Here is a 25,832-nt window from a genome sequence, read left to right as displayed (position 1 = left end):
GGAACATGGCAGACGCTGCAGCTCACGACGGGCACGACCACAAGCCTTATCACGGCTGGGTCCGCTGGGTTTATTCGACCAATCACAAGGACATCGGAACGCTCTACCTGATCTTCGCGATCATGGCCGGCATCATCGGCGGTGCCTTGTCGGTCGCCATCCGCATGGAGCTGCAGGAGCCTGGCATCCAGATCTTCAGCGGCCTGGCGCAGATGGTCTATGGCATGAACGGTGACGCCGCGATCGACGGCGGCAAGAGCATGTATAATGCCTTCGCCACCGCGCACGCCCTGATCATGATCTTCTTCATGGTCATGCCGGCGCTGATCGGCGGTTTCGCCAACTGGATGGTTCCGATCATGATCGGCGCGCCCGACATGGCGTTCCCGCGCATGAACAACATCTCCTTCTGGCTGTTGCCGCCGGCCTTCATCCTGCTGCTCACCTCGATGTTCGTGCCGAGCGCGCCGGGCGCCTTTGGCGTCGGTGGCGGCTGGACGCTCTATCCGCCGCTGTCGACCTCGGGCCAGCCCGGGCCGGCCATGGATCTGGCGATCCTGTCGATCCACATCGCCGGTGCGTCGTCGATCCTCGGCGCCATCAACTTCATCACCACCATCTTCAACATGCGCGCGCCTGGCATGACGCTGCACAAGATGCCGCTGTTTGCGTGGTCGGTGCTGATCACCGCCTTCCTGCTCCTGCTGTCGTTGCCGGTCCTTGCTGGTGGCATCACCATGCTGCTTACCGACCGCAATTTCGGCACCACCTTCTTTGCGCCCGACGGCGGCGGCGACCCGATCCTCTTCCAGCACCTGTTCTGGTTCTTCGGTCACCCTGAAGTGTACATCCTGATCCTGCCGGGCTTCGGCATCATCAGTCACGTCATCTCGACCTTCTCGAGGAAGCCGGTGTTCGGCTATCTCGGCATGGCCTATGCCATGGTGGCGATCGGCGCCGTCGGCTTCATCGTGTGGGCGCACCACATGTACACGACCGGCCTGTCGCTCGACACGCAGCGCTATTTCGTCTTCGCCACCATGGTCATCGCGGTGCCGACAGGCGTGAAGATCTTCTCCTGGATCGCGACGATGTGGGGCGGGTCGATTTCGTTCAAGACGCCGATGCTGTGGGCGCTGGGCTTCATCTTCCTGTTCACCATCGGCGGCGTCACCGGCGTCCAGCTGGCCAATGCCGGCCTCGACCGCTCGCTGCATGACACCTATTTCGTCATTGCCCACTTCCACTACGTGCTGTCACTGGGCGCGGTGTTCGCCATCTTCGCCGGCTGGTACTACTGGTTCCCGAAGATGACCGGCTACATGTATTCGCCCGTCATCGCCAACACCCATTTCTGGGTCACCTTCGTCGGCGTGAACCTGATCTTCTTCCCGCAGCACTTCCTCGGTCTCGCCGGCATGCCGCGCCGCACCATCGACTACCCCGATGCGTTCGCCGGCTGGAATTATGTGTCGTCCATCGGCTCGTATATCTCGGCCATCGGCGTTCTGATCTTCCTCTATGGTGTGTTCGAGGCCTTCCAGAAGAAGCGGATCGCCGGCGCCAACCCATGGGGCGAGGGCGCAACGACGCTCGAATGGCAGCTGCCTTCGCCGCCGCCCTTCCACCAGTGGGAACAGCTGCCGAAAATCAAGTAAGGCGGCTGCCCGCTCGAATACGAAACCGCCGGTCCGCCGGCGGTTTTGGCCAACGGATGATGGACTTAAGTACGCATGGCCCTTGTCGACGACCCATTGATTGACGAAGCGGGCTTTCGCATGTCGGAAGCGACGGCGGGCGATTTCTTCGCGCTGCTGAAGCCGCGCGTCATGTCGCTGGTGGTGTTCACCGCCTTTGTCGGCCTTGTCGCCGCACCCGTGACCATCAACCCTCTGCTGGCGGTGATCGCCATCCTGGCTATTGCAATAGGTGCTGGTGCCTCCGGCGCGCTCAACATGTGGTACGATGCCGACATCGATGCCGTGATGACCAGGACCGCCAACCGCCCGGTCCCCGCCGGTCGCATCCAGCCGCACGAAGCCCTGACCTTCGGGCTGGTGCTGTCGGTGCTGTCGGTAATGACGCTCGGCGTGCTGGTCAACTGGCTGGCGGCGACGCTGCTCGCCTTCACCATCTTTTTCTACGCCGTCGTCTACACGATGTGGCTGAAGCGCTGGACGCCGCAGAACATCGTCATCGGCGGGGCCGCCGGTGCCATTCCGCCTGTGATCGGCTGGGCCGCGGTGACCGGGACAGTCAGCCTCGAAAGCATTGTCTTGTTCCTGATCATCTTCCTGTGGACGCCGCCGCATTTCTGGGCGCTGGCGCTGTTCAAGTCCGAGGACTATGCCAAGGCCGGCATTCCGATGATGCCCAACGTCGCCGGCCACGCTTCGACCCGCCGCCAGATCTTCGCCTATGCGCTGGTGCTGGCCCCGGTCGGCGTGCTGCCGTGGCTGCTTGGCTACACCACGCCGTTCTATGGCGTGGCCGCCCTGCTTCTGGGAGTCGGTTTTGTCTGGTACGCGTGGAAAGTGCTTGGCATGGCCGACGATGACCGCGTCATGAAACCGGCCAAGGCCCTGTTCGCCTATTCGCTGCTTTATCTCTTCGCCATCTTCGCTGCCTATCTGGCCGACAGCGTTGTCGAACGCGCGCTTGCCATGGGTGGAGCATGACCATGATCGAGGAAAAGCTCGAGACCGTCACGTTGACCGAGCGTCAGAAGAAGGCGCAGCGCAGCCGTTCTATCGCCATCGGTGTGGCGCTGGCGCTGCTGGTGGTCATTTTCTACATCGCGACGATCGTGAAGTTCGGCCACAATCTGGGCACGATGTGATGAGCGTCGAGACCTCCAAAAAAGCGGCTGGCAAGAACGGCAACGTCATCGTCGCGGCTGTCTGCCTCGCCTTTTTCACCGGCATGATCGGCATGGCCTATGCCGCGGTCCCGCTCTATAAGATGTTTTGCCAGGCGACCGGCTATGGCGGCACGACGCAACGTGCCGAGAAGCAGTATGCCGGCCGCGTGCTCGATCGCGAGATCACCGTCCGCTTCGATGCCAACATCGCTGGCGTGCCGTGGGAGTTCCAGCCGGTCCAGCGCTCGATGACGATGAAGATCGGCGAGACCGTGCAGGCGCACTATCAGGCGACCAACAAGTTCGATCGTGCCGTGACCGGCCGCGCCACCTTCAACGTGCAGCCTGAACTGGCAGGTCCCTATTTCAACAAGGTCGAGTGCTTCTGCTTCACCGACACGACGCTGAAGCCCGGCGAGACACTGGACATGCCGGTCCTGTTCTACGTGGACCCCGACATCGTCAATGTGCCGGAACTGAAGGACGTGAAGACGATCACGCTGTCCTATACGATGTTCCCGGTCGAGAAGGCCAAGCCGGTCGCCTCCTCGGAGCCGGCCAAGGGCAATAGCAAGACAATTTCGAATACCGAAGCAAATCTCGGGGGTTGATATGGCAGACGCGCACGCAAAACCACAGCATGACTATCATCTCGTCGACCCGAGCCCGTGGCCTTTCCTGGGATCGGTAGGCGCACTTGTCGCCGCCTTTGGCGGCGTCTGCTTGATGGAATACCTGAAGGGCGGCTCGTTCCCGATCTTCGGCTTCAACATCGCCAATCCATGGCTGTTCTTCATCGGTCTCGTGATCATCCTCTACACCATGTTCGCCTGGTGGTCGGACACGATCAAGGAAGCGCATGAGGGCCATCACACGCGTGTCGTGTCGCTGCATCTGCGCTACGGCATGATCATGTTCATCGCCTCGGAGGTGATGTTCTTCGTTGCCTGGTTCTGGGCCTATTTCGATGCCAGCCTGTTTCCGAGCGAAGTCCAGCAATATGCCCGCACCGCGTTTACCGGCGGTGTCTGGCCGCCGAAGGGCATGGAAGTTCTAGATCCCTTCCATTTGCCGCTCTACAACACCGTCATCCTGCTGCTGTCCGGCACCACGGTGACCTGGGCGCACCATTCGCTCATCCATGGCGATCGCAAAGGCCTGATCAACGGCCTGGTGCTGACCGTTGGCCTCGGCATGCTGTTCACCATGGTGCAGGCGTACGAGTACATGCATGCTCCGTTCGCCTTCAAGGATTCCATCTATGGCGCCACCTTCTTCATGGCGACCGGCTTCCACGGTTTCCACGTCATCATCGGCACCATCTTCCTGTTGGTCTGCCTGATCCGGGCGATGAAGGGTGATTTCACCCCCAAGCAACATTTCGGCTTCGAGGCGGCCGCCTGGTACTGGCACTTCGTCGACGTGGTCTGGCTGTTCCTGTTCGCCTCGATCTACGTCTGGGGATCGGTCGGCGCGGTGATCGAGGGCCACTGATCCTGGCCTGAGGAATTTCCGTTTGGGGAGGGGCGGCCGCGGCAACGTGGCCGCCTTCTTCTTTTTGGCGCAATGATCGCTGATCGATAGCCAATGCGGCTGACAATTTTCCGGGCCATTTGCGCATTGATGATCGCGGCACTCCCGGCCTTTGCCGGCGAGAAGGTGGATCTGGTGCGTGTCCACAAAGCCGAACGCCGGCTGGAACTCATCGGCGACGGCAAGATCCTGCGCAGCTACGGCATCGCACTCGGCGGCGATCCTGTCGGGCATAAGCACCAGGAGGGCGATCAACGCACGCCCGAGGGGAACTATGTCCTCGACTGGCGCAACCCGAACAGCATCGCGCACAGATCGATCCATATTTCGTACCCCGACACCGACGATCTGGCGGCCGCCAGGGCGCGCAATGTCGACGCGGGCGGCATGATCATGATCCACGGCCAGCCAAACGGTTATGGCTGGTGGGGCTGGCTGCTTCAATTGGTCGACTGGACCGACGGCTGCATTGCGGTTACGGACTCCGATATGGACGAAATCTGGGCGATGGTGGCCGATGGCACACCGATCGAGATCGAGCGGTAGGCAATGAGTGGCAAGATGAACTGGTTGCCGGTCGATCTGAAATCGAGCGGTAAGCAATGAGCGACGACTCTTCCAAGAGTGAAGATAGGGCGATCTGGCCGCCGATCGATCCGATCTCGGCCGGCCTGCATGGCCGTTGCCCGCGCTGCGGCGAGGGGCGGCTATTTTCCGGCTTCCTCACCGTCGGCAAGCGATGCGTCAATTGCGGCCTCGATTATTCCTACGCTGATGCCGGCGACGGGCCGGCGGTGTTCGTGATCCTGATCATCGGCTTTATCATCGTCGGCCTGGCGCTCTGGGTAGAAGTCGCGCTCAGCCCGCCGCTCTGGCTGCATCTGCTGGTCTGGATTCCGCTGGCTGTTGTGCTGTGCTTGACGGCGCTGCGGCTGATCAAGGGCGTGCTGCTGACGCTGCAATACCGCAACCAAGCGGCCGAGGGCCGGCTGGATCGCCGCGAATGAGCGAGGCTTCCCTTAGAACTGACGGTCGTTCGCGGCCGCGTTCGGCATTGCTGCTCGGCCTTGGCCTTGTGCTGTTCCTGGCCCTGCTGGTGCTCGGCACTTGGCAGGTGCAGCGCCTGTATTGGAAGGAAGGCCTTCTGCAGACCATCGACCAGCGCACCCATTCGGCGCCCTTGCCGTTGGTTGCGGTCGAGAAAGAGTTCGCCGCCACCGGGGATGTCGATTATACGCCTGTCACCGTCACCGGCACGTTCCTGCATCAAGGCGAACGCCATTTCTACGCGACCTGGGAAGGTGATGCCGGCTTCAATGTCTACACGCCGCTGGCGCTCGACGACGGCCGCTTCGTCCTGATCAATCGCGGCTTCGTGCCTTACGATCTGAAGGATGCCGCCAAGCGCGCCAAGGGACAGGTGGCTGGCAGAGTGACGGTCACGGGGCTGGCCCGCAACCCGCTGCCGGGCAAGCCGTCGATGATGCTACCCGACAACGACGTGGCGAAGAACATCTTCTACTGGAAGGACCGCGACGTGATGGCTGCAAGCGCCGGTCTGCCGGCGGGCGCCGCGCTGGTGCCGATCTTCATCGACGCAGACAAGACGCCAAACCCAGGCGGCTTGCCGGTTGGCGGCGTCACCATCATCGATCTCCCGAACAGCCATCTCCAATATGCGATGACTTGGTACGGGCTTGCCGCGGCGCTCGCAGCCGTGCTCATCCTGCGGCTTCGCCGTTCCGCGAAAGACGAATGAACGCGGCTGATGCCCCCTTTCAACCGATGCCCTTGACAGGGCAGGGGTGCGCACTTCATTTCGGCTATGATTAACCGGCCCGGATTTAATGCTTCAGACAACCACCAAACCACCTCTGACGATCCGGCTCTGCCAGCCGCGCGGTTTCTGCGCCGGTGTCGACCGTGCCATCCAGATCGTCGTGCTGGCGCTGAAGAAATATGGCGCGCCGGTCTATGTCCGCCATGAGATCGTGCACAACCGCTACGTCGTCGAGGGGCTGCAAAGCCTTGGCGCCGTCTTCATCGAGGAACTCTCCGAGATACCGGCCGAACATCGGCAGTCGCCCGTCGTGTTCTCGGCGCATGGCGTGCCGAAATCGGTGCCGGCGGATGCGAAGGCGCGCAATCTCTTCTATCTCGATGCCACCTGCCCGCTGGTGTCGAAGGTCCACAAGCAGGCGATGCGCCATCAGCGGCTCGGCCGCCATGTGCTGTTGATTGGTCACGCCGGTCATCCCGAAGTGATCGGCACCATGGGCCAACTGCCGGACGGAGCGGTGACGCTGATCGAAACCGAAGCCGATGCCGCAAAGCTCTCGCCCGCCGATCCGCAGGCGCTCGGCTTCGTTACCCAGACCACATTGTCTGTCGAGGACACCGCCGGCATCATTCGCGCCTTGCAGGATCGCTTTCCGGCGCTGCAGGCACCAGCGGCGGAATCGATCTGCTATGCCACCACCAACCGCCAGGAAGCCGTCAAGGACACCGCGCCTGGCGCCGATCTCTATCTGATCGTCGGCGCGCCGAATTCCTCCAATTCGCGACGACTTGTCGAAGTCGCGGAGCGTGCAGGCGCCACCATGTCGCTTCTCGTGCAGCGCGCCGCCGAGATTCCGTGGAATGACATCGGCAACATCTCGACGCTTGGCCTGTCGGCCGGCGCGTCGGCGCCCGAAATCATCGTCGACGAGATCATCGACGCGTTCCGGCAACGCTTCGATGTCACGATCGATCTTGCCATCACGGCCACGGAAACCGAGGATTTTCCAGTCATGCGGGTCCTGCGCGATGTCGAACTGACGCGGGCCGACATGGCCTTCGTCAATGGAGCCGCGTAAGGCACATGGCGGTCTACACCGACGTTGCGGAAGGCGAACTCGGCGCATTCCTGAAGCACTATCCGGTCGGCGATCTCCTGTCCTACAAGGGCATCGCCGAAGGCACCGAGAACTCGAACTTTCTGCTGCACACCTCCAGCGGCTCCTACATCCTGACGCTCTATGAGAAGCGCGTCGAGAAGGCGGATCTGCCGTTTTTCCTCGGGCTGATGGGCCATCTCGCCAACAAGGGCGTGTCCTGCCCGCTGCCGGTGACCGCGCATGACGGCAGCGTCATCGGCACGCTCGCCGGCCGGCCGGCGGTCATCATCACCTTCCTGGAAGGGCTTTCGTTGCGGCGGCCCACAGCAACGCATTGTGCCGAGGTCGGCAAGGCATTGGCGCAGTTGCATCTGGCCGGTGCCGATTTTTCGATGACGCGTCCGAATGCCCTGGCCATCGACGGCTGGCGCAAGCTCTGGGATGCAGCGCGCGATCGCGCAGACGAGGTCGAGCCGGGCCTAGCGGCCGAGGTCGATGCCGACTTTGCCGATTTCGAGCGCAACTGGCCGAAGGACCTTCCCAAAGGCATCATCCACGCCGATCTTTTCCCGGACAACGTCTTCTTCCTCGGCGAAAAACTGTCCGGCCTGATCGATTTCTATTTCGCCTGCGACGACCTCTACGCCTATGATGTCGCCACCTGTCTCAACGCCTGGTGCTTCGAGAAGGATTTTTCCTTCAACCTCACCAAGGGCAAGGCGCTGCTCGCCGGCTACCAGAGCGTCCGGCCCCTGAGCGACCAGGAACAAGCTGCGCTGCCGGTGCTGGCGCGCGGTTCGGCGTTGCGCTTCATGCTGACCCGGCTGTACGACTGGCTGACCGTCCCCGATGGCGGGCTGGTGATGAAGCGCGATCCGACCGAATACATCAGAAGGATGCGGTTCCACCGGGCGATCAAATCTCCTTCGGAATATGGATTGGCCTGATATGGGGTATCATGAGCAAACTGGTTGAGATCTTCACCGACGGCGCCTGTTCGGGCAATCCCGGCCCTGGCGGCTGGGGCGCGATCCTGCGCTTCAACGGCACCACCAAGGAGCTTTCCGGCGGCGAAGCCGAGACGACCAACAACCGCATGGAACTGTTGGCCGCCATTTCGGCGCTGAACGCGCTGAAGGAGCCGTGCACGGTCGACCTTCACACCGACAGCAAATATGTCATGGACGGCATTTCCAAGTGGATCCACGGCTGGAAGAAGAACGGCTGGAAGACCGCCGACAAGAAGCCGGTGAAGAACGGTGAACTCTGGCAGGCGCTCGACGAGGCCAACAAGCGCCACAAGGTCACCTGGAACTGGGTCAAGGGCCATGACGGTCATGTCGAGAACGAGCGCGCCGACGAGCTTGCGCGCGAAGGCATGGCGCCGTTCAAGAAAGGTCCGTTCAAGCCTGCAGCAGCGGCAAAGCCTGCTGCGCCGGCCAAACAACCGGCAATCGCGAAAGTGCGGCGCTCTACCCAGAGCTATTGATTTCCGGAGCGGCGCGGCTCTCAGGTACGAAGAAGCGGATCAGCCGGCGGGGGTGGCAACTACTACGATATCGGCGCGCACCGCGTTATCTACTGCTGGCTGCCGATCGACTGGCCAGCGCAGTTGTAGACCCTTATCGGATCAGCAGCGCCGTGCCCCAAAGCCCAAGTGCGAACACGGTGTGCGACACCAGGTTCAGCGCCCGGATCTGCATCGGGTTGGGCCGCTTCGAGGCCGCCCAACCGGCGCCCATGCCGGGTGCCAGCAGGAACCAGCCGGCGCCGACGGTGACGATGCCGAGGATGAAGGCCGGCAGGAATGTCGGCGCGGCAAGCCAGCCTGCTCCGGCCAGCACCACCAGGATGATGCCGTAGACAATGCCGACAAAATAGTGGAAGGCCCAACCCAGCGCCTTTTCATGCACGTACGGTGCGGCACCGCCGATATCGTCGTGGAAGACCTTGTCACGGAGATGCCACACCCAACGCCCGACCGGCCCCCAGTTCGGCCGTGGCTGGCCGAACGCCTTGTGCAGGAAGATGGCCCAGAGATCCATCAGCACGGTGGCGCCGATGCCGATCGCGATAGCGCGCCAGAACATGTCAAACATCGCTAGAATCCCCCCAAACGCAAGCCCTGGGCTACAAGCGCGATCGTCGTTCCACACCCGACGCCGCGCTGAAGTTCAGAGCTGTCCCAGAATATGAGCCGCGCCGGACTCGTCGACACCAGGCTTGGTCTCGACATTGAGCGCGGTGACCTTGCCGTCGTGGACGATCATCGAAAACCGCTTCGAACGCAGCCCCATGCCGCTGGCGGAAAGGTCATTGTCGAGGCCTACCGCCTTGGCGAAATCGCCACTGCCGTCGGCGAGGAACATGATCTTGCCCTCACCGCCGGTGAAGTGCGCCCAGGCGCCCATGACATGGACGTCATTGACCGAAACGACGGCGATGGTGTCGACGCCGCGCGCCAGGATGGCATCGTGGTTCTCGAGATAACCCGGCAAATGGTTGTTGCTGCAGGTCGGTGTGAAGGCGCCGGGAATCCCAAACAGCACGACCTTCTTGCCCAGGAAGATCTCGGCCCCGGTGATCGGCTTGGCGCCATCGGCGGTCATCGTCTTGAAGGTCACGTCAGGCAGCTTGTCGCCAACGGAAATGGTCATGGATTCCTCGCTTGGGAAAATGGGGAAGGACGTGTCTTTGCCTAGCGAACCCAACGGCTTCCTGCAACCGTTGGGGTGGGCTGGATCAAGGGAAAGGCAGAACCCCTTCGACCGCGCCCGCCGAACTCGTCAGCGTATAGTGAAGCCCGCCATCGGTCGGCGTCGTCGAGGGGCGATCGAGGATCGGCACGGTGAAAATCAGCTTGCCGTCTTTTTCGCTGCGGGCAGGGGTACCGAACATGTAGTCCCGCTCGCCGGCCACGAAGAAATCCGCCGCCTCCGGATCGCCGGGAAAGCTCGCCTCGACAATCAGCGTCTCGTGGTCGCCCGGCAGCACAGCGATGCCGAAATCGGACCTCGCGGGCGCTGGTAGCGCCGCGAAACTCGCCTTCACCAGCGCTGCGTCCTCGGCATTGTCCGGATCGGAGGCGGGGTCGACGGTCAGCCGCGTCTGCACCGGAATGCAGATCGTTTCGCAGATGCCGAGAAAGATGTCGGCATCGATCAACGCCGGCTGGTTCGGCGCCGCCAGCGTGAATGTCACCGGCAGAGAAACCGGATAGTTGTAGCCTGCCCATTTGCCATAGCCGTCGTCATGGCGCTGCGGCGCCGGAAACGATAGCGCTGCGTCGGCGATGTTGGTGCTGGCTGAAATGTCGAGTTGCGGCGGCACGCCCGCGTCGCCCGGATCGCGCCAATATGTCTTCCAGCCGGGCTTGAGCGCTATGTCGAGAACGCCCTGGATGCGGCCGGTGTCGTCGGCTTTGCCTGATGTCACCAGCCGGACCTTGCCGCCTTCGCTGTTGTACCACGCCGATGAGGAGGCGGCGGCGGGAAGAGCGGTTGCCGATCCGATGGCGGCGCCGAGCAGCAGGATTTTCAAGCTTCGCATGGCGGTGATTTGATCGTCCGTTCGTGGCCGCGCAATGATTTCATGGCCTTGCCGGTATCATATTTGCGTGACTTCGAGGGAGAAGAATGTTCGAGCCGCCGCCACAGGCTTTGGTCGAATCCAGCACGGCGCATCTTTTCGGCGCTTTGGAAACGCGTTACGCTCCCTTCATGGACTTGTTGCGCCACAAGAAGACGGTCGCCAGTCGCGGCTTTCTCGACGATCAGTTCCTGATTGCCATGCCCGGCATGAAGGACGACCGTTTCACGCGCTCGGTCATCTATGTCTGCGCACATTCCGATGAAGGCGCCATGGGCCTGATCATCAACCAGACGCAGCAGATGCTGTTTCCGGATCTGCTCGTGCAACTGGGCATCATGAACGAGCAGGAGGCGATCCGCTTGCCGGCTCAGGCCCGCGATTTCGTCGTGCGCAATGGCGGACCCGTGGACCGCAGCCGGGGCTTCGTCCTGCATTCGGGAGACTATCGGGTGGAATCGTCGCTGACCGTTTCCGACGACATCTGCCTGACGGCGACCGTCGACATATTGCGCGCCATATCGTCCGGCCGCGGGCCTCGTCATGCGCTGATGGCGCTCGGCTATTCCGGCTGGGGCGCCGGCCAGCTGGAGACCGAGATCGCCGAAAATGGCTGGCTGACCTGTCCGGCCAATGCCGAGCTTCTGTTCGACACCGATATCGAGCGCAAATACGACCGGATCCTCGCCTCGATCGGTATCGACCTTGCGCATCTCAGCCTGGCGGCCGGGCACGCCTAAACCCCATCAGCCTCATCGCGGAGCCCGTTTCGAAACTCGCTCTGGAGAGTCATATGGTGGTGTTTTCGAGAACCGGAGCGCAGCGGACATTCGGGTCCGTGCACCGGAAGCGCAGAAAACGCCGTCAGATGGCCGCCAGAGTAGAGTTTCCAAACGGGCTCTCACGCTTGCGTCAGCGGATACTGCTCTTTCAGCGTCTTCAGCACTTGGTCGCCCGGCATCGGGGCGCCGAACATGAAGCTCTGCACATATTCGCAGCCCATCTGACGCAGTTCCAGCGCATCGCTTTCGTCCGAAATGCCCTCGGCGACGACGGATAGACCGAGCTCATGCGCCATGTTGACCATCGATTTCAGCAGCACCGCGCGCTTGGGCGTGTTGTCGTCGACGAAGCTCTTGTCGATCTTGATGGTGTCGAAGGGGAAACGCGTCAGGTAGGCCAGTGAGGAGTAGCCGGTGCCGAAATCGTCCAGCGACAGGCCGATGCCGAGCTGCTTCAGCTTGGTCAGCACATGGGCGGTCTGCTCGGGATTGTCCATCACAAGCGATTCGGTGAGCTCCAGCCGGAAGCAGCGCGGCTTCAGATTGGCCCGAGCGATAACCGAGCGGACGTCACTGACCAGGTCGCGGCGGATCAACTGGCGGCTGGACAAATTGACCGAGACCGACAGCGGCGCGTCGCCGATCTGCTTTTGCCAGCTGGCGAGGTCTTCCGCCGCCTGCTGCATGGCAAACAGGCCGAGCTGCACGATAAGCCCGCAGCTTTCGGCGACCGGGATGAAATCCGCCGGCGGGATCATGCCGCGGCGCGGGTGGTCCCAGCGCAGCAGCGCCTCGAAGCCGGCGACACTGCCGTCCTCGAGCCGCACGATCGGCTGGTAGGCAAGCGTGAATTCGCGCCGTTCGATGGCGCGGCGCAGGTCGGATTCGAACTGCAGCCTGTCGGTGCCGACAGTGCGGAAGGCCGGACGGAACGGCTCGATCCTGTCGCCGCCGAAGCGCTTGGCCTGATGCATGGCAAGCTCGGCATCCTTGACCATGTCCTCCGCCGACATCTGCGGCGAATTCCAGGTGATCAGTCCGATCGACGCGGTCAGCACGATCTCGCGCTTGGCGAAGGTGATCGGGTTGTTGATGGCATGCTTTATGGCATCAGCGACCGCAGCGATGCGGGCCGGGTCTTGTTCGGACAGCAGCATCAAAGCGAACTGGTCGCCGGCAAAGCGTGACAGCGAATCTTTCGGCTTAAGCAACCGGTGCAGGCGGCGCGCGATGGTCAAGAGGATGGTATCGCCGGCCGAGATGCCGAGCCCGTCATTGACCTGCTTGAAACGGTCGATGTCGATGACGAAGACGGTCGGCCGCACCTTCTCTTCGGTGCGCGCGATCGAGATGATCGCTTCCAGCCGGTTCATCAAAAGTTCACGGTTCGGCAGGCCGGTCAGATTGTCGTGCACGGCGTCGTGCAGCAGCCTTTCCTCGGACTTTTTCTGCTCGGTCACGTCGACCATGGTGCCGACGCAACGGATGACTTCGCCGTCCGAGCCGATGACCGGGCGTGCGCGCAGTGAAAACCAGTGATAGTGGCCGTCGGCGCCGCGCAGGCGGAAATTCTGCGACACCCGGCCGCGCCGGTGCTCGAGCACCACGTCGAGCGTCGTGCGGAACGTGTCGCGGTCGTCGGCATGCAGCACCGGCAGCCAGTTGCGGGCCGCGCCGCCAAGGCTGTTCGGTGCCAGGCCGAGCTGGATGCTGACATCGGGCTTGGTGACGACGCGGTCGCGCAGCACATCCCAATCCCATACCGTGTCGCCCGATCCGGCCACCGCCAGCGCCTGCCGCTCGAGGTCGGAGAACAGGCCCTGATGCAGCGCGCCGCCGGCAAAAGCATGCTGCATCACTGTGAAGCCGATCAGAAGGATGATCAGGATCAGCCCGCCGCCCAGGGCCGGCTGGGCAATGTCGTTGTCGAGCATGCCGGTGATCGCCATCCACGATCCGCATAGCCACAACAGCACCATGACCCAACTGGGCACCAGCATGATGGCACGGTCGTAGCCGCGTATGCCGAGGAAGATGATCAGGCCAAGCCCGGTCAGTGCGGTTGCGGCGAAGGACAGCCTGGCGATGCCGGCGGCAACCGCCGGATCGACGATCGCGACCCCGGCGATCAGCACCAGCCCGAGAATCCAGACCAGTGCGCCGTAACTGAAATGGCCGTGCCATCGGTTGAGGTTGAGATAGGCGAACAGGAACACCACGAAGGTTCCAGCCAGCGCCACCTCCGTTCCCGCCCGCCACATCTGCTCATTGCCGGGCGAGATTTCGATGACCTTGTTGAGGAAGCCGAAATCGACACAGATATAGGCCAGTACCGCCCAGGCAAGGGCGGCGGTCGCGGGGAACATCGAGGTCCCCTTGACCACGAAAAGAATGGTGAGGAACAGCGCCAGCAAGCCTGCGATACCGATGACGATGCCGCGAAACAGCGTGTAGGAATTGACCGAGTCCTTGTAGGATTCCGGATCCCAGAGGTAGACCTGCGGCAGCTTCGGCGAGGCCAGTTCGGCGATGAAGGTGATCACCGTGCCGGGGTTCAGCGTCACCCGGAAAACGTCGGCATCGGGGCTGGTCTGGCGGTCGAGCGCGAAGCCTTCGCTGGGCGTGATGGCGGCGATGCGGGTCGAGCCGAGATCCGGCCAGAAGATGCCGGAATTCACCAGGCGGAAATGCGGTGCGACGATCAGCCGGTCGAGTTGCTGGTCGGTGGTGTTGGCGAGCGCGAACACCGCCCAGTCGCCGGTCGAACGTGCATCATTGGCCTCGACCTCGATGCGCCGCACGATACCGTCCGGACCCGGCGCGGTCGACACCTGGAAATTCTCACCCTGGTTCCGGTAGATCTCGACGGCGCCGGAAAGGTCGAGCGCGACGTCGTCGCGGGCGATCTTGATCGGCTCCACGGCGAAGGCCGACGATGCCGCCCACAGCGTCAGGAGTGTCGCGAGGACAAAGGCGAACAGCGACCCGTTTCGCAGGAAATTCGTCAAAAATCAGTCCTTCGTTCCAACGCCCGGCGGATCGTCCGCGATCCGGGCGTAGAGGTAGTGGTCCTGCCAGATGCCGTTGATCCTGAGATAGGATCGCAGCAGTCCTTCGCGCCGAAATCCGGCTTTTTCAAGCACGCGGATCGACCTGATATTGTCGGGAATACAGGCCGCTTCGATCCGGTGCAACCTCAGCGTATCGAAGGCGAAGCGGGCCACCACCTTGACCGCGTCGGTCATCAGGCCGCGGCCGCCGAAGCGCTCGCCGATCCAGTAGCCGACATGGCCGCTTTGCGAGACGCCATGGCGTATGTTGCCGAGCGTGATGCCGCCAGCAAGCTTGCCGCTGCTCTTCTCGAAGATGAAGAAGGCGATTGCGGTTCCTTGCGCATAATCTTCGCGGTAGCGGCTGATGCGCAGCCGCCATGCGTTGCGGTCGAGTTCATCGGGAGTCCAGCGTGGCTCCCAGGGTTCGAGGAAGGCGCGGCTTTCGCCGCGCACCACCGCCCACTCGCGGTAGTCGTTGGTGAACGGCACGCGCAGCGTGACGCGGTCGCCTTTCAGCGCCGGCAGGTCGCGGCGAAAGAAAGGGAGCGCGAACACGACGCTTCGAGGGGCTTAGACGGCGAGCTTACGGGCCGTGGTCTGCGTGCCTGCGCGCGATTCGAGGATCGCCTCGTATGGCGCCAGCGTACCCACAGGCCCGACAGCGGTAAGCGTCGGCTTGGTCGAGAACAATCGCGACGACAGGTCGGTCAGCCGCTCGATCGTCAGCGCCGACAGCCGTTCCATCAGTTCCTCCTTGGCGATCGGCCGGCCGAACAGAAGCAGTTGCCGTGCGATCTGCGAAGCGCGGCTGGCCGGGCTTTCGGCTGACATGATCAGTCCGGCGCGATATTGGGCGCGCGCCCGGTCGAGTTCTTCCTGCAGGATTTTCTCGCCGGCCTTCTGCAGTTCGTCGATGATGACAGGCACCAGTTCGGCGATGTCGCTCTGGCCGGTCGCGGCATGGACGCCGAAGACGCCGGTGTCGGAAAATCCCCAATGGAAGGCATAGACCGAATAACACAGGCCGCGCTTCTCGCGGACCTCCTGGAACAGGCGCGACGACATGCCGCCGCCGAGGATCATCGAGAGCACCTGCGAGGCATAGAAGTCGCGCACATGATAGGCCCGGCCTTCGAACCCCAGCACGATCTGCGCGTCCATCAGGTCGCGGTCCTCACGGAAGTCGCCGCCGACATATTGCGCATATTGCGGGATGGTGCTGTCGGCCTTGCTGCGGAAGCCGCCGAGCTGCTTTTCGACCTCGCGCACGAAATTGTCATGCTTGATGTCGCCGGCGGCGACAATCACCATGCGCTCGGCGCCATATTGCCGCTCGATGAAGTCGTGGAGTTGCTTGGAGGTGAAGGATTTGACCGTTTCGGGCGTGCCGAGAATGGAGCGTCCAATCGTCTGATGGCGATAGGCGGTTTCCGTGAAGCGGTCGAAGACGATATCGTCGGGGGTGTCGTGCGCGGCGCCGATCTCCTGCAGGATCACATGCTGTTCGCGCTCGAGTTCCTGCGGGTCGAATTCGGACTCCTGCAGGATGTCGGCAAGAATGTCGACGGCCAGCGGCACGTCGTCGGAGAGCACCCTGGCATAGTAGGAAGTGGTTTCGACGCTGGTGGCGGCGTTGATCTCGCCGCCGACGTCCTCGATCTCCGAGGCGATTTCGAAGGCGCTCCGCCTTTTCGTGCCCTTGAACGCCATGTGCTCGAGCAGATGGGCCATGCCATGCTCGTCCTCACGTTCATTGCGGGCACCCGACTTGACCCAGGCACCAAGGGCAACCGATTCGATGCTTTGAAGGGTTTCGGTGGCGACTGTCAGGCCGTTCGACAGACGGCTTACCTCAACACCCATATGGCTAGTACTCCTTAACGCGCCGCCCGCGCGCGGCGGCCGACATAATCTTCCACCATTTTCAGGTCGGAGGGAAGTACCGTGTATTTTTCCTCCGATGTCATCAACCCACCTAGCCATGCGGGCAGTGCGGGCGACACGCCGCTGGCGGCTTCGACGGCGGCCGGGAATTTTGCCGGGTGCGCAGTACCCAGCACCACCATCGGCACGGCGCCTGACGCCTTGCCCGCAGCGACATGCACAGCTGCCGCGGTGTGCGGATCGAGCAGATAGTTGCTGCCCGCGAGCGTCGAGCGGATGGTGGCGGCGACCTCGTCCATATCAGCCCGGCCGGCGTCGAATTCCGACCGCATCCCGGCGATTTGCTGGGGTTCGATGGTGAAAGCGCCGGACTGCTTCAGACCGTCCATGTAGCGCCGCACGGTCGCGGCGTCACGGCCGGAGGCCTCGAACAGCAGGCGTTCGAAATTGGACGACACCTGGATATCCATCGACGGCGACGTGGTCGCAAAGACGCCCTTGGTGCGGTATTCGCCGGTCGAAAAGGTGCGCGCCAGAATGTCGTTGTCATTGGTGGCGATGACCAGCCGCTCGATCGGCAGTCCCATCTTCTTGGCAGCGTAGCCGGCGAAGATATCGCCGAAATTGCCGGTCGGCACGGTGAAGGAGACCGGCCTGTCCGGTGCGCCGAGCGACAGCGCCGAGGAGAAATAATAGACGATCTGGGCCATGATGCGGGCCCAATTGATCGAATTGACGCCCGAAAGCGCAACCCGGTCGCGAAAGCCGTGATCGTTGAACATGTCCTTGAGCAGGCCCTGGCAATCGTCGAAATTGCCTTCGATCGCCAACGCATGGACGTTTGCAGCCGTCGACGTCGTCATCTGCCGCTGCTGCACCGGCGAGACGCGGCCGTGCGGGAAAAGGATGAAGATGTCGGTCCGGCTGCGACCGGCAAAGGCATCGATGGCCGCCCCGCCGGTATCGCCCGAGGTGGCGCCGACGATGGTGGCGTGCTGGTCGCGTTCGGCAAGCACATGGTCCATCAGCCGGGCCAGAAGCTGCATTGCCACGTCCTTGAAGGCGAGCGTCGGCCCGTGGAAAAGTTCCAGGATGAAGGTGTTGGGGCCGGTCTGCACCAGCGGGCAGACGGCCTCGTGGCGGAAGGTGGCATAGGCTTCGCGCACCAGCCGCTCGAAAACGGAGGCCGGGATTTCGTCGCCAAGGAACGGCGACAGCACGCGGATCGCAAGGTCGGGATAGGCAAGGCCGCGCATGGCGCGGATCTCGGCGGCGGAAAACTGTGGCCACTCGCGCGGCACGTAGAGCCCGCCGTCGCGCGCCAGCCCGGCCAGCACGGCGTCGGAAAATCCGAGAACGGGGGCTTCCCCGCGGGTACTCACATAGTGCATGTCACAATTCCGTTACTGCTTGGCTTTTCCATCCACCGCAAGGTGGTTAATTTCTGCGCTGGCTCAGTCGCATTTTTGCCGCGCGGTTGATATACGTCACCAGCTTTGCGAGAGGGAAGTGCAGTTTCATGGCGTTTCGTACATTCAGTGGTCGCTTTTTGGCGGGTCTGGCGCTCACCGGCTTTATGCTTGCCGCCGCCGGCTGCCAATCGGGCGACAATCGCATCCTGAACCTCGGCATAGGCAAGAAGGAGGACCCGACGGCGCCACCGCCGCCCCAGGATCCCAAGATACTGGCCAGCCAGTTGCAGGCCTATTGCCCCCGGGTGACGGTGCGCGACGGTACGGCCTTCTTCAACACCTATTCCAGGGAAGCTCAGAAGCCCAAGCCCAGGATCAAAAAGACCGGCGACGCCGCGCAGGATGCCGCGGCCCAGGCCGAGGCCGACGCCGCTGCTGCAACTCCGCCCGACGAATCGGCCAACATCATCTACCAGGCGTCGGTCAGCGACGTGACACGCGACTGCAGCCGTGCCAACGGCCAGCTGACGATGAAGATCGCGGTCGCCGGCAAGATTGTCCCCGGACCGAAGTTTTCTCCAGGCACGATCACCATGCCGATCCGAACGGCTGTGATGCATGGCACCGAGGTCCTCTATTCGCAGCTCCACCAGTATCAGGTCCAGGTCACCGATCCTTCGGTCGCCACGCAGTTCGTCTTCACCGATTCCAATGTCGTCGTGCCCGAGCCGACGGCGCAGGATTATCAGGCCTTTGCCGGCTATGACGAAACCGCGCATCAGGCAACGGCCGACAAGCCGAAGAAGACCCGCCGCAAGAGGGCTGCCGCGACGAACTAGGTCTCGGCAGTTGCATGAGGCGTGCGTCGCGGCGCACGCTTCTCAGGCGTCCGACCACTCCGACAGCGCCGCGATCACGCTTTTCAACTCCGCCCAGCGGCGGATCACCGTTTCGGCGCCGGCCTCGGTGAGCGCGTCGGCATGGCCGGGATAGCTGTGGGCGGCTCCGGTGAAGCCGATCACCCGCATGCCCGCCGCCCTTGCGCCGTGGACGCCGTGCACGGAATCCTCGATGACGAAAGTGTTTGCCGGGTTGGCGTTGAGTTTCTCCGCCGCGAACAGGAACACGTCCGGCGCCGGTTTCGTTTTCCCGGTCGGTGTTTCCATCGCCGAAAAAATCCGGTCGGCGAAAAACGGCAAAAGATGCACCTTCTCCAGCATGAATTCGATCCGCTCGGAGCGTGAATTCGAGCAGACGCAGCGCGGCACGGTTACCGCGGCAACGGCCTCGCGCGCGCCATCGATGGCGCGGACGTCGCTGCGCAGTTTGCGGTCGACCAATTGTTCCTCCCTGTCGATCAGAGAGGCCTGGAAGGGAATGCGGGACTTTTCCTCGACCCGCAGCATGATGTCCTTGAAGGTCAGGCCGGCATAGCTCTCCGAAATCTCCTCAGCCGATATCTCGTATCCTGCCAAGGTCAAAAGCTCGGCGTCGACACGGGCGGCGATGATCTCGGAATCGACGAGCACGCCGTCGCAATCGAAGATGACAAGGTCTGGCTGGGGCATGGTGATCCGGACAATGGGAGGGCGAAGTGGCCTCGGAAGGCTCAGGCGGCGCGGCATACACCAACAGGGCCGCCTTCGCAAATTCGCCCCACCCGTCCCTTGGCCTTCACGGAATATTTACGCTGATCGGTAACCATAACCAGGAGTAAACAGTAACGCGTGCCCTGGGTGTCAGAATGTCTGCCGTGCGTCTTCTCGACGAGCTATCCCACGCTCCCCAGCAATCCGAATGGCTGGACACGATCCTCAAGGGCGACTGCGTCGCCGCGCTCGACCGGCTGCCCGAAAAATCGATCGACGTCATCTTCGCCGATCCGCCCTACAATCTGCAGCTCGACGGCGACCTGCACCGCCCCGACCAGTCGAAGGTCGACGCCGTCGACGACGAATGGGACCAGTTCGAGAGTTTCGAGGCCTATGACGCTTTCACGCGGGCCTGGCTGCTGGCGGCGCGCCGGGTGCTGAAACCCAACGGCACCATCTGGGTCATCGGCTCCTATCACAACATCTTCCGTGTCGGCGCCAAGATGCAGGATCTCGGCTTCTGGATCCTCAACGACGTGGTCTGGCGCAAGACCAACCCGATGCCGAATTTCCGTGGCCGCCGTTTCCAGAACGCGCATGAGACGATGATCTGGGCCACGCGCGACCAGAAGGGCAAGGGTTACACCTTCAACTACGAAGCCATGAAGGCGTCCAACGACGATATCCAGATGCGCTCCGACTGGCTGTTTCCGATCTGCACCGGCGGCGAGCGGCTGAAGAACGACAACGGCGACAAGCTGCACCCGACGCAGAAGCCGGAAGCGCTGCTTGCCCGCATCATGATGGCCTCGACCAAACCTGGCGACATCGTGCTCGATCCCTTTTTCGGCTCCGGCACCACGGGCGCGGTGGCCAAGCGTCTCGGCCGCCATTTCGTCGGCATCGAACGCGAGCAGGCCTATATCGACGCCGCCAACGAGCGCATCGACGCGGTGCGGCCACTGGATGGCGCCGATCTCACCGTGCTGACCGGCAAGCGGGCCGAACCGCGCGTTGCTTTCGTCAGCCTGATCGACACCGGCCTGATGATGCCGGGTGCGACGCTCTACGACGCCAAGAAGCGCTGGGCCGCCAAGGTGCGCGCCGACGGTACGGTGGCGATCGGCGACAGCGCCGGTTCGATCCACAAGATCGGCGCCGAAGTGCAGGGGCTGGATGCCTGCAACGGCTGGACCTTCTGGCATTATGAGCGCAGCGGTGGCCTGACCCCGATCGACGAGCTTCGCCGCATCGCGCGGCTCGGCATGGAGCGGGCAGGGGCCTGAACCCCTGCCAATTGCTTCGAATGCCGTTGATTCAAAGGCTCAACGGATCGCGCGAAGTGATTCAAATCAAGCCTTGATTCCGAGACGTTCGAGGTCTGCTTGAAGCGTCTCTGCATCGGTGAACAGCACCGACTGCCAGCCGGCCGCCTTGGCGCCGTCGACATTCTTCTGGCTGTCGTCGATGAACAGTGTGGCTGACGGTTCGAGGTCGAACGCGGCGACGTGGTGATCGTAGATACCGCGATCGGGCTTGATCATGCCGATCTCGCCCGAGATGGTGACGCCGCGTGGACGATTGAGGAAATCGAAGCGCTCGCGGGCCTCGGCCAGCGTGTCGCTGGCGAAGTTGGTCAGCATGGTCACGTCGTGGCCGCTCTCGATCAGGCCGAGCATGATGGCGACACTGTCGTCATAGGCATGTGGAACCATCTCGTGCCAGTGGCGGCGGAACCCGCGGATGTTTTCCGCGTGATCGGGATGGTCCGCGATCAGCAGCGCCTCAGCCTCTTCCCAGGTCCGGCCGCGATCCTGCTCGATGTTCCAATCATGCGTGCAGACATTGTCGAAAAACCACTTTCTCTCTTCGGCATCCGGAATGAGGCGGCTGAACGGAATGTTGGGATCGTAGTGGATCAGCACTCTGCCGATGTCGAAAACGATGTGGCGTATTTCAGTCATGGGGCCTCTTTGCACTGTGTAGCGACGGCTTTTTCGTCGCGCCGGGTATCGCAGCCTCGATTGCCTTTTTCATGACAGTCGGCAGCGCCTCGCCGGAAATCTCGTGAGCGAGCGACCAGAAATGCCCGTCTGGCGCATCACCTTTGATGTGAGCGTGAAAGACTTCGAGTTGGAGAGCGAAATGCGTGAAGACATGCGCAATGCGACCCGCATACCGCCAGTCGCCGGGAAAGGGCGCGGCCGCTTCGGTGGTCGCCCCATCGATCCGCGCGGTCCAGCCCGTCGTCGGCACCTCGGTCATGCCGCCGAGCAAACCCTTCTCCGCCCGTTTGCGCAGAAGGATGGCGCCGTCGGCCCGCACGGCGACAAAGGCCGCGCCGTGCCGCTGCGGCTTGTCGGCCTTGGGCAGGCGCACCGGGAAGTGCTCGGGATCGCCTGAAACGACCGCGCTGCAGTCTTCGCGCAACGGGCACAGCATGCAGCGCGGCCGGCGTGGCGTGCAGATGGTGGCGCCGAGATCCATCATCGCCTGGGCGAAGTCGCCAGGCCTTGTCCCGGGCACCATGCGCTCGACATGGGCACGGATTTCGGGCTTGGCTTCGCTCAGCGGGGTTGCGATCGAAAACAGCCGGGAGATGACGCGTTCGACATTGCCGTCGACAACGGCGGCGGGACGGTCGAAGGCAATCGCCGTGATGGCCGCCGACGTATAGGCGCCGATGCCTGGCAGTTCTCTCAAAGCCGTTTCCGTGTCGGGAAACCGGCCGCCACGCGCGGCCACAAGATCGGCACAGGCCTTGAGATTGCGGGCGCGGGAGTAATAGCCGAGCCCGGCCCAGGCCTTCATCACATCCTCCGCCGACGCCGCAGCCAGCGCCCCGACATCGGGCCATTTCTCGACGAAAATCCGGAAATAGGCCTTCACCGCTTCGACGGTGGTCTGCTGCAGCATGATCTCGGAGAGCCAGATACGGTAGGGATCAGGCCGCACGCCGCGCGCATGCTCACGAGGCGTGATGCGCCACGGCAATTCACGGTGATGCACGTCGTACCAGCCTAGCAGGCGGGACGCGATATGCCCGGATGCAGCTCTGCTGCTATCCCCGGATGTGGCTTTGCCACTATCCCAGGATACGGTCTTGCGGGTCTGGTCTGCTGGTGCCATTGATCTGTATCGGCCTGGCCGGTATCTGCTGGGGTCTTGGCTGGAGGACGTACATGGCAGGCAGAACGCCCTACGGCAATCCCGTCCCGGTCAGCGATCTCGCGACCAGGATCCTCGATCCGGTGCTGCGCAAACGGGCTGGCATTTCGATCGGCCTCGTCCAGTCATGGGACGAGATCGCCGGCCCGCGGCTGGCCAGCCATTCGCGCCCCGAAAAAATCCAGTGGCCGCGCCGTATGCATGAGGACGATCCGTTCGAGCCGGCCGTGCTGGTCATTGCCTGCGAAGGCATGGCGGCACTTCATCTGCAGCACGAGACGGGCGAGATCATCAACCGGGTCAATGCCTTCCTCGGCTTCACCGCCATCAATCGCATCAGGATCCTGCAGAAGCCGGTGACAACCGACAAAGGAAGGCGCAAACCGGCCCTGAGGCCGCTGACGGCGGCTGAGAAGACGAAATTGTCGGGAACTGTCGGCCTGGTCGATAATGATGAACTGCGCGCCTCGTTGGAGAAACTTGGCGCGACCATTATCGGGGAGAGAAAGTCATAGGCGTCTTGAAGAAAGTCATGGATTCGTCGTCAATATCTCGCATTCGTGATCGCCCTTGTCAGGTTTCGCGATTGGATTGGGGATCGAGATGCCTTAATTCGCGCCAACTCTCGCCTTTTCGTGTCTTTGCATTGCAAAATCCAACCCTTGTCAGGTGATTCGTATGAACCGTCCCCCGTTTGGCCAAAGCTTGTCTCGCAGAAACGTCCTGTCTTCGCTGGCCGCCATTCCGGCGGTGGCCCTGCTCGCCGCCTGCAGCGACTCTGGCGAGGAGGCGAAGGCCGCGGATGTGAAGCCTGCGGCCCCGGCCGCCCCCGCGACGCCGGCCACGCCGGCCGCCGCCACCGCGCCGGAAGCCCAGGGCACCGTGGACATGGCGGAATTGATGAAGCCGGGTGCGCTGCCCGACAAACAGCTTGGCAAGGACGACGCCAAGGTCACCATCGTCGAATACGCCTCGATGACCTGCCCGCACTGCGCGCATTTCGCCGAGACCACCTTTCCGGACCTGAAGACCAAGTACATCGACACCGGAAAGGCGCGCTACATCCTGCGCGAATTCCCGTTCGATCCGAGTGCCGAAGCCGGTTTTATGCTGGCGCGCTGCGCCAAGGACAACTACTACCCTATGGTCGACGTCCTGTTCAGGCAGCAGGCGAACTGGGCTGGCGTTCAGAACACCAAGGATGCACTGCTGCAAATCTCGAAGCTCGCCGGTTTTACACAGGAGTCCTTCGAGGCCTGCTTGACGGACCAGAAACTTCTGGACGATGTGAGATCGGTCCAGAAGCGTGGCGCCAATGAATTCAAGGTCGACTCGACACCGACCTTCTTCATCAACGGTAAGACCTACAAGGGGGCGATGTCGATTGAGGAAATGTCGGCCATCATCGACCCTCTGCTCTGACGTCCAGGCAGCCCTGAAGCGGCGGCGCTTCGGCGTGCGCGGCTTCCTGTCGTGCCGCGAATTCTCATCGCAAAACCACGGTAATCCGCTTAGTGGGCGGCGCGAATGAAGTTTTCGCGCCTTCGCCTCCTCGGTTTCAAGTCCTTCGTCGAGCCCGGCGAGTTCGTCATCGAACGCGGACTGACCGGCATTGTCGGGCCGAACGGCTGCGGCAAGTCGAACCTTGTCGAGGCGCTGCGCTGGGTGATGGGCGAAAGCTCCTACAAGAACATGCGCGCGTCCGGCATGGACGACGTCATCTTTTCCGGCTCGGGCACGCGCCCGGCACGCAACACCGCCGAAGTCACACTTTTCCTCGACAACAGTGACCGCTCGGCGCCCGCTGCCTTCAACGATGCCGACGAATTGCAGGTGTCGCGCCGCATCGAGCGTGAGGCCGGCTCGCTTTACCGTATCAACGGCAAGGAGGCGCGGGCCAAGGACGTGCAGCTTCTGTTCGCAGACCAGTCGACCGGCGCGCGTTCGCCGTCGATGGTCGGTCAGGGCCGCATCGGCGAACTGATCCAGGCCAAGCCGCAGGCACGCCGCGCGCTGCTCGAAGAGGCAGCAGGCATTTCCGGCCTGCACACCCGCCGCCACGAGGCAGAACTGCGGCTGAAGGCGGCCGAGCAGAACCTCGAACGACTGGACGACGTCGTCGGCGAGCTGGAAAGCCAGATCGAAAGCCTGAAGCGCCAGGCGCGCCAGGCCTCCCGCTTCAAGAACCTGTCGGCCGATATCCGCAAGGCCGAAGCGACGCTCTTGCATCTGCGCTGGACACTGGCCAAGACCCAGGAAGGCGAGGCGCGTTCGGCGCTGGCGGTTGCGACAGCCCTTGTCGGCGACCGCGCCGCGGCCCAGATGGCCGCCGCCAGGGAGCAAGGTATCGGTGCTCACCGATTGCCGGATTTGCGCGACGCGGAAGCCGCCGCCGCTGCTGCCTTCCAGCGCCTGTCGATCGCCAAGTCGCAAATCGAGGAGGAAGCCGGCCGCATCCGCGCCCGTCAGAGCGAACTCGAGCGCCGGCTACAGCAGCTCGACGGCGATATCGCACGTGAAGAGCGCATGGTCCGCGACAATGCGGACATTCTCGAGCGCCTTCGCACCGAAGAGGCAGCACTCAATTCGGAAAATGCCGGCGCCGCCGAACGCGAAGCCACCACCCGTGCGGCGTTCGAACAGGCGGCGTCGACGCTTTCGCAAAGTGAAGCCAAGCTCGCCGCGCTGACCGCCGAGCGGGCCGAGGCAGCCGCCTCGCGCAACCAGATCGAACGGACGCTGCGCGACACCGCCGAGCGCCGCGACCGCTTCGCCCGTCAGCTTGCCGATGTTGACCGGGAATTGTCTGAGATACTCTCCAAGGTCGCTGGCCTGCCCGATCCGGCCGAGAAGCGGGTGCTGGTCGAACAGGCCATGGCGCTGCTGGAGGAGGCCGAGGCTGCCGTGTCCGAGACCGAGCAGTCTGTCATCGATGCCCGCGCCACGGAAAGTTCTGCCCGGCCACCGCTTCAGGATGCCAGGGCCGAGCTGGCGCGGATCGAAACCGAAGCGCGCACGCTGGCAAAAATCCTGAATGCCGCCAGTGGCGATCTTTTCCCGGCCGTGCTGGAGCAGATCAGC

At 62.9% G+C, this 25,832-nt stretch carries 27 protein-coding genes; 17 read left to right on the top strand and 10 right to left on the bottom strand.

The window, feature by feature from the left end; all coding sequences use genetic code 11:
- The first annotated feature begins 5 nt into the window (after nt 1-5).
- The 11 genes from ctaD to rnhA all read left to right on the top strand — a co-directional run bounded on the left by ctaD (nt 6) and on the right by rnhA (nt 8,761).
- Nucleotides 6-1,658: a cytochrome c oxidase subunit I gene (gene ctaD / locus EOB49_RS07495; RefSeq protein ID WP_023808611.1), complete on the top strand. Its 1,653-nt coding sequence runs from the start codon at nt 6-8 to the stop codon at nt 1,656-1,658.
- Nucleotides 1,659-1,733: 75 nt separating this feature from the next.
- Nucleotides 1,734-2,678: a heme o synthase gene (locus EOB49_RS07490; RefSeq protein WP_127320379.1), complete on the top strand. Its 945-nt coding sequence runs from the start codon at nt 1,734-1,736 to the stop codon at nt 2,676-2,678.
- 2 nt (nt 2,679-2,680) lie between these two features.
- Complete coding sequence (locus tag EOB49_RS07485; RefSeq protein ID WP_013532777.1) at nt 2,681-2,839, top strand: hypothetical protein; 159 nt, start codon at nt 2,681-2,683, stop codon at nt 2,837-2,839.
- Nucleotides 2,839-3,471 carry a cytochrome c oxidase assembly protein gene (locus EOB49_RS07480; RefSeq protein WP_127380618.1) on the top strand — a complete coding sequence of 211 codons (633 nt, stop codon included), beginning with the start codon at nt 2,839-2,841 and terminating at the stop codon, nt 3,469-3,471. The genes EOB49_RS07485 and EOB49_RS07480 overlap by 1 nt, the downstream gene beginning before the upstream one ends.
- A 1-nt stretch (nt 3,472) precedes the next feature.
- Nucleotides 3,473-4,354 (top strand): cytochrome c oxidase subunit 3, encoded by an 882-nt coding sequence (locus tag EOB49_RS07475; protein ID WP_127270321.1) that lies wholly within the window; start codon nt 3,473-3,475, stop codon nt 4,352-4,354.
- Between the two features lie 93 nt (nt 4,355-4,447).
- Entirely contained in the window at nt 4,448-4,939 is a 492-nt protein-coding gene (locus tag EOB49_RS07470) for a L,D-transpeptidase family protein (protein WP_127380617.1), read from the top strand.
- Nucleotides 4,940-4,995: 56 nt separating this feature from the next.
- Nucleotides 4,996-5,400 carry a DUF983 domain-containing protein gene (locus EOB49_RS07465; RefSeq protein ID WP_127380616.1) on the top strand — a complete coding sequence of 135 codons (405 nt, stop codon included), beginning with the start codon at nt 4,996-4,998 and terminating at the stop codon, nt 5,398-5,400.
- A complete protein-coding gene (locus tag EOB49_RS07460; RefSeq protein WP_164781612.1) occupies nt 5,397-6,152 on the top strand; it encodes an SURF1 family protein in 756 nt (251 codons plus the stop codon). The genes EOB49_RS07465 and EOB49_RS07460 overlap by 4 nt, the downstream gene beginning before the upstream one ends.
- A gap of 88 nt (nt 6,153-6,240) precedes the next feature.
- Nucleotides 6,241-7,251, top strand: a complete 1,011-nt coding sequence (gene ispH, locus EOB49_RS07455) for a 4-hydroxy-3-methylbut-2-enyl diphosphate reductase (RefSeq protein WP_023808604.1) — start codon at nt 6,241-6,243, stop codon at nt 7,249-7,251.
- 5 nt (nt 7,252-7,256) lie between these two features.
- Nucleotides 7,257-8,219, top strand: a complete 963-nt coding sequence (locus EOB49_RS07450; protein ID WP_127270022.1) for a homoserine kinase — start codon at nt 7,257-7,259, stop codon at nt 8,217-8,219.
- 11 nt (nt 8,220-8,230) lie between these two features.
- The gene (gene rnhA, locus EOB49_RS07445; RefSeq protein ID WP_127270020.1) at nt 8,231-8,761 is read left to right on the top strand and encodes a ribonuclease HI; all 531 of its coding nucleotides are present in this window, start codon (nt 8,231-8,233) and stop codon (nt 8,759-8,761) included.
- Nucleotides 8,762-8,894: 133 nt separating this feature from the next.
- Here rnhA and EOB49_RS07440 read toward each other — a convergent pair whose 3' ends face one another.
- From EOB49_RS07440 to EOB49_RS07430, 3 genes are all read right to left on the bottom strand, one after another.
- Entirely contained in the window at nt 8,895-9,371 is a 477-nt protein-coding gene (locus EOB49_RS07440; RefSeq protein ID WP_027035933.1) for a DUF2938 domain-containing protein, read from the bottom strand.
- 75 nt (nt 9,372-9,446) lie between these two features.
- Complete coding sequence (locus EOB49_RS07435) at nt 9,447-9,929, bottom strand: peroxiredoxin (RefSeq protein WP_127380615.1); 483 nt, start codon at nt 9,927-9,929, stop codon at nt 9,447-9,449.
- Between the two features lie 85 nt (nt 9,930-10,014).
- Nucleotides 10,015-10,821: a protein-disulfide reductase DsbD domain-containing protein gene (locus EOB49_RS07430; protein WP_127270313.1), complete on the bottom strand. Its 807-nt coding sequence runs from the start codon at nt 10,819-10,821 to the stop codon at nt 10,015-10,017.
- A 170-nt stretch (nt 10,822-10,991) separates the two neighbouring features.
- Here EOB49_RS07430 and EOB49_RS07425 point away from each other — a divergent pair, with 170 nt between their 5' ends.
- Complete coding sequence (locus tag EOB49_RS07425; protein WP_023808594.1) at nt 10,992-11,600, top strand: YqgE/AlgH family protein; 609 nt, start codon at nt 10,992-10,994, stop codon at nt 11,598-11,600.
- Between the two features lie 161 nt (nt 11,601-11,761).
- On the opposite strand, the gene EOB49_RS07420 is transcribed toward EOB49_RS07425, so the two are convergent.
- The 4 genes from EOB49_RS07420 to thrC are packed head-to-tail and all read right to left on the bottom strand — an operon-like array spanning nt 11,762 to nt 17,970.
- The gene (locus tag EOB49_RS07420; RefSeq protein WP_127270311.1) at nt 11,762-14,650 is read right to left on the bottom strand and encodes an EAL domain-containing protein; all 2,889 of its coding nucleotides are present in this window, start codon (nt 14,648-14,650) and stop codon (nt 11,762-11,764) included.
- Between the two features lie 3 nt (nt 14,651-14,653).
- Entirely contained in the window at nt 14,654-15,250 is a 597-nt protein-coding gene (locus tag EOB49_RS07415; RefSeq protein ID WP_127268573.1) for a GNAT family protein, read from the bottom strand.
- Between the two features lie 15 nt (nt 15,251-15,265).
- Nucleotides 15,266-16,558 (bottom strand): pitrilysin family protein, encoded by a 1,293-nt coding sequence (locus EOB49_RS07410; protein ID WP_127380614.1) that lies wholly within the window; start codon nt 16,556-16,558, stop codon nt 15,266-15,268.
- 14 nt (nt 16,559-16,572) lie between these two features.
- Nucleotides 16,573-17,970: a threonine synthase gene (thrC, locus tag EOB49_RS07405; RefSeq protein WP_127380613.1), complete on the bottom strand. Its 1,398-nt coding sequence runs from the start codon at nt 17,968-17,970 to the stop codon at nt 16,573-16,575.
- 128 nt (nt 17,971-18,098) lie between these two features.
- On the opposite strand from thrC, the gene EOB49_RS07400 reads away from it, so the two are divergent.
- Nucleotides 18,099-18,830, top strand: coding sequence for a hypothetical protein (locus EOB49_RS07400; RefSeq protein ID WP_127380612.1), 732 nt, complete (start codon nt 18,099-18,101; stop codon nt 18,828-18,830).
- Between the two features lie 42 nt (nt 18,831-18,872).
- On the opposite strand, the gene EOB49_RS07395 is transcribed toward EOB49_RS07400, so the two are convergent.
- On the bottom strand, nt 18,873-19,559 hold the full coding sequence (locus tag EOB49_RS07395; protein ID WP_127268823.1) for an HAD family phosphatase: 687 nt from the start codon (nt 19,557-19,559) through the stop codon (nt 18,873-18,875).
- Nucleotides 19,560-19,735: 176 nt separating this feature from the next.
- Between EOB49_RS07395 and EOB49_RS07390 the strand changes: the two genes are divergently transcribed.
- On the top strand, nt 19,736-20,869 hold the full coding sequence (locus EOB49_RS07390; protein WP_127268824.1) for a site-specific DNA-methyltransferase: 1,134 nt from the start codon (nt 19,736-19,738) through the stop codon (nt 20,867-20,869).
- A 66-nt stretch (nt 20,870-20,935) separates the two neighbouring features.
- On the opposite strand, the gene EOB49_RS07385 is transcribed toward EOB49_RS07390, so the two are convergent.
- Entirely contained in the window at nt 20,936-21,547 is a 612-nt protein-coding gene (locus EOB49_RS07385) for an HAD family phosphatase (protein WP_127380611.1), read from the bottom strand.
- Nucleotides 21,540-22,712 (bottom strand): A/G-specific adenine glycosylase, encoded by a 1,173-nt coding sequence (gene mutY / locus EOB49_RS07380; RefSeq protein ID WP_127380610.1) that lies wholly within the window; start codon nt 22,710-22,712, stop codon nt 21,540-21,542. Before mutY ends, EOB49_RS07385 begins: the two co-directional genes overlap by 8 nt.
- Before the next feature lie 53 nt (nt 22,713-22,765).
- Here mutY and EOB49_RS07375 point away from each other — a divergent pair, with 53 nt between their 5' ends.
- From EOB49_RS07375 to EOB49_RS37435, 3 genes are all read left to right on the top strand, one after another.
- A complete protein-coding gene (locus EOB49_RS07375; RefSeq protein ID WP_127268827.1) occupies nt 22,766-23,266 on the top strand; it encodes a DUF721 domain-containing protein in 501 nt (166 codons plus the stop codon).
- Nucleotides 23,267-23,429: 163 nt separating this feature from the next.
- Nucleotides 23,430-24,173, top strand: a complete 744-nt coding sequence (locus tag EOB49_RS07370; RefSeq protein ID WP_127268828.1) for a DsbA family protein — start codon at nt 23,430-23,432, stop codon at nt 24,171-24,173.
- Between the two features lie 105 nt (nt 24,174-24,278).
- A partial coding sequence (locus tag EOB49_RS37435) for a chromosome segregation SMC family protein (RefSeq protein WP_245472576.1) occupies nt 24,279-25,832 on the top strand: 1,554 nt, incomplete at its 3' end.

The sequence above is a fragment of the Mesorhizobium sp. M7A.F.Ca.MR.148.00.0.0 genome (assembly GCF_003997735.1).
Classification (GTDB): Bacteria; Pseudomonadota; Alphaproteobacteria; order Rhizobiales; family Rhizobiaceae; genus Mesorhizobium.
Note: the sequence above shows the minus strand (reverse complement) of the source record. Positions and strands in the feature narration are given on the sequence as shown.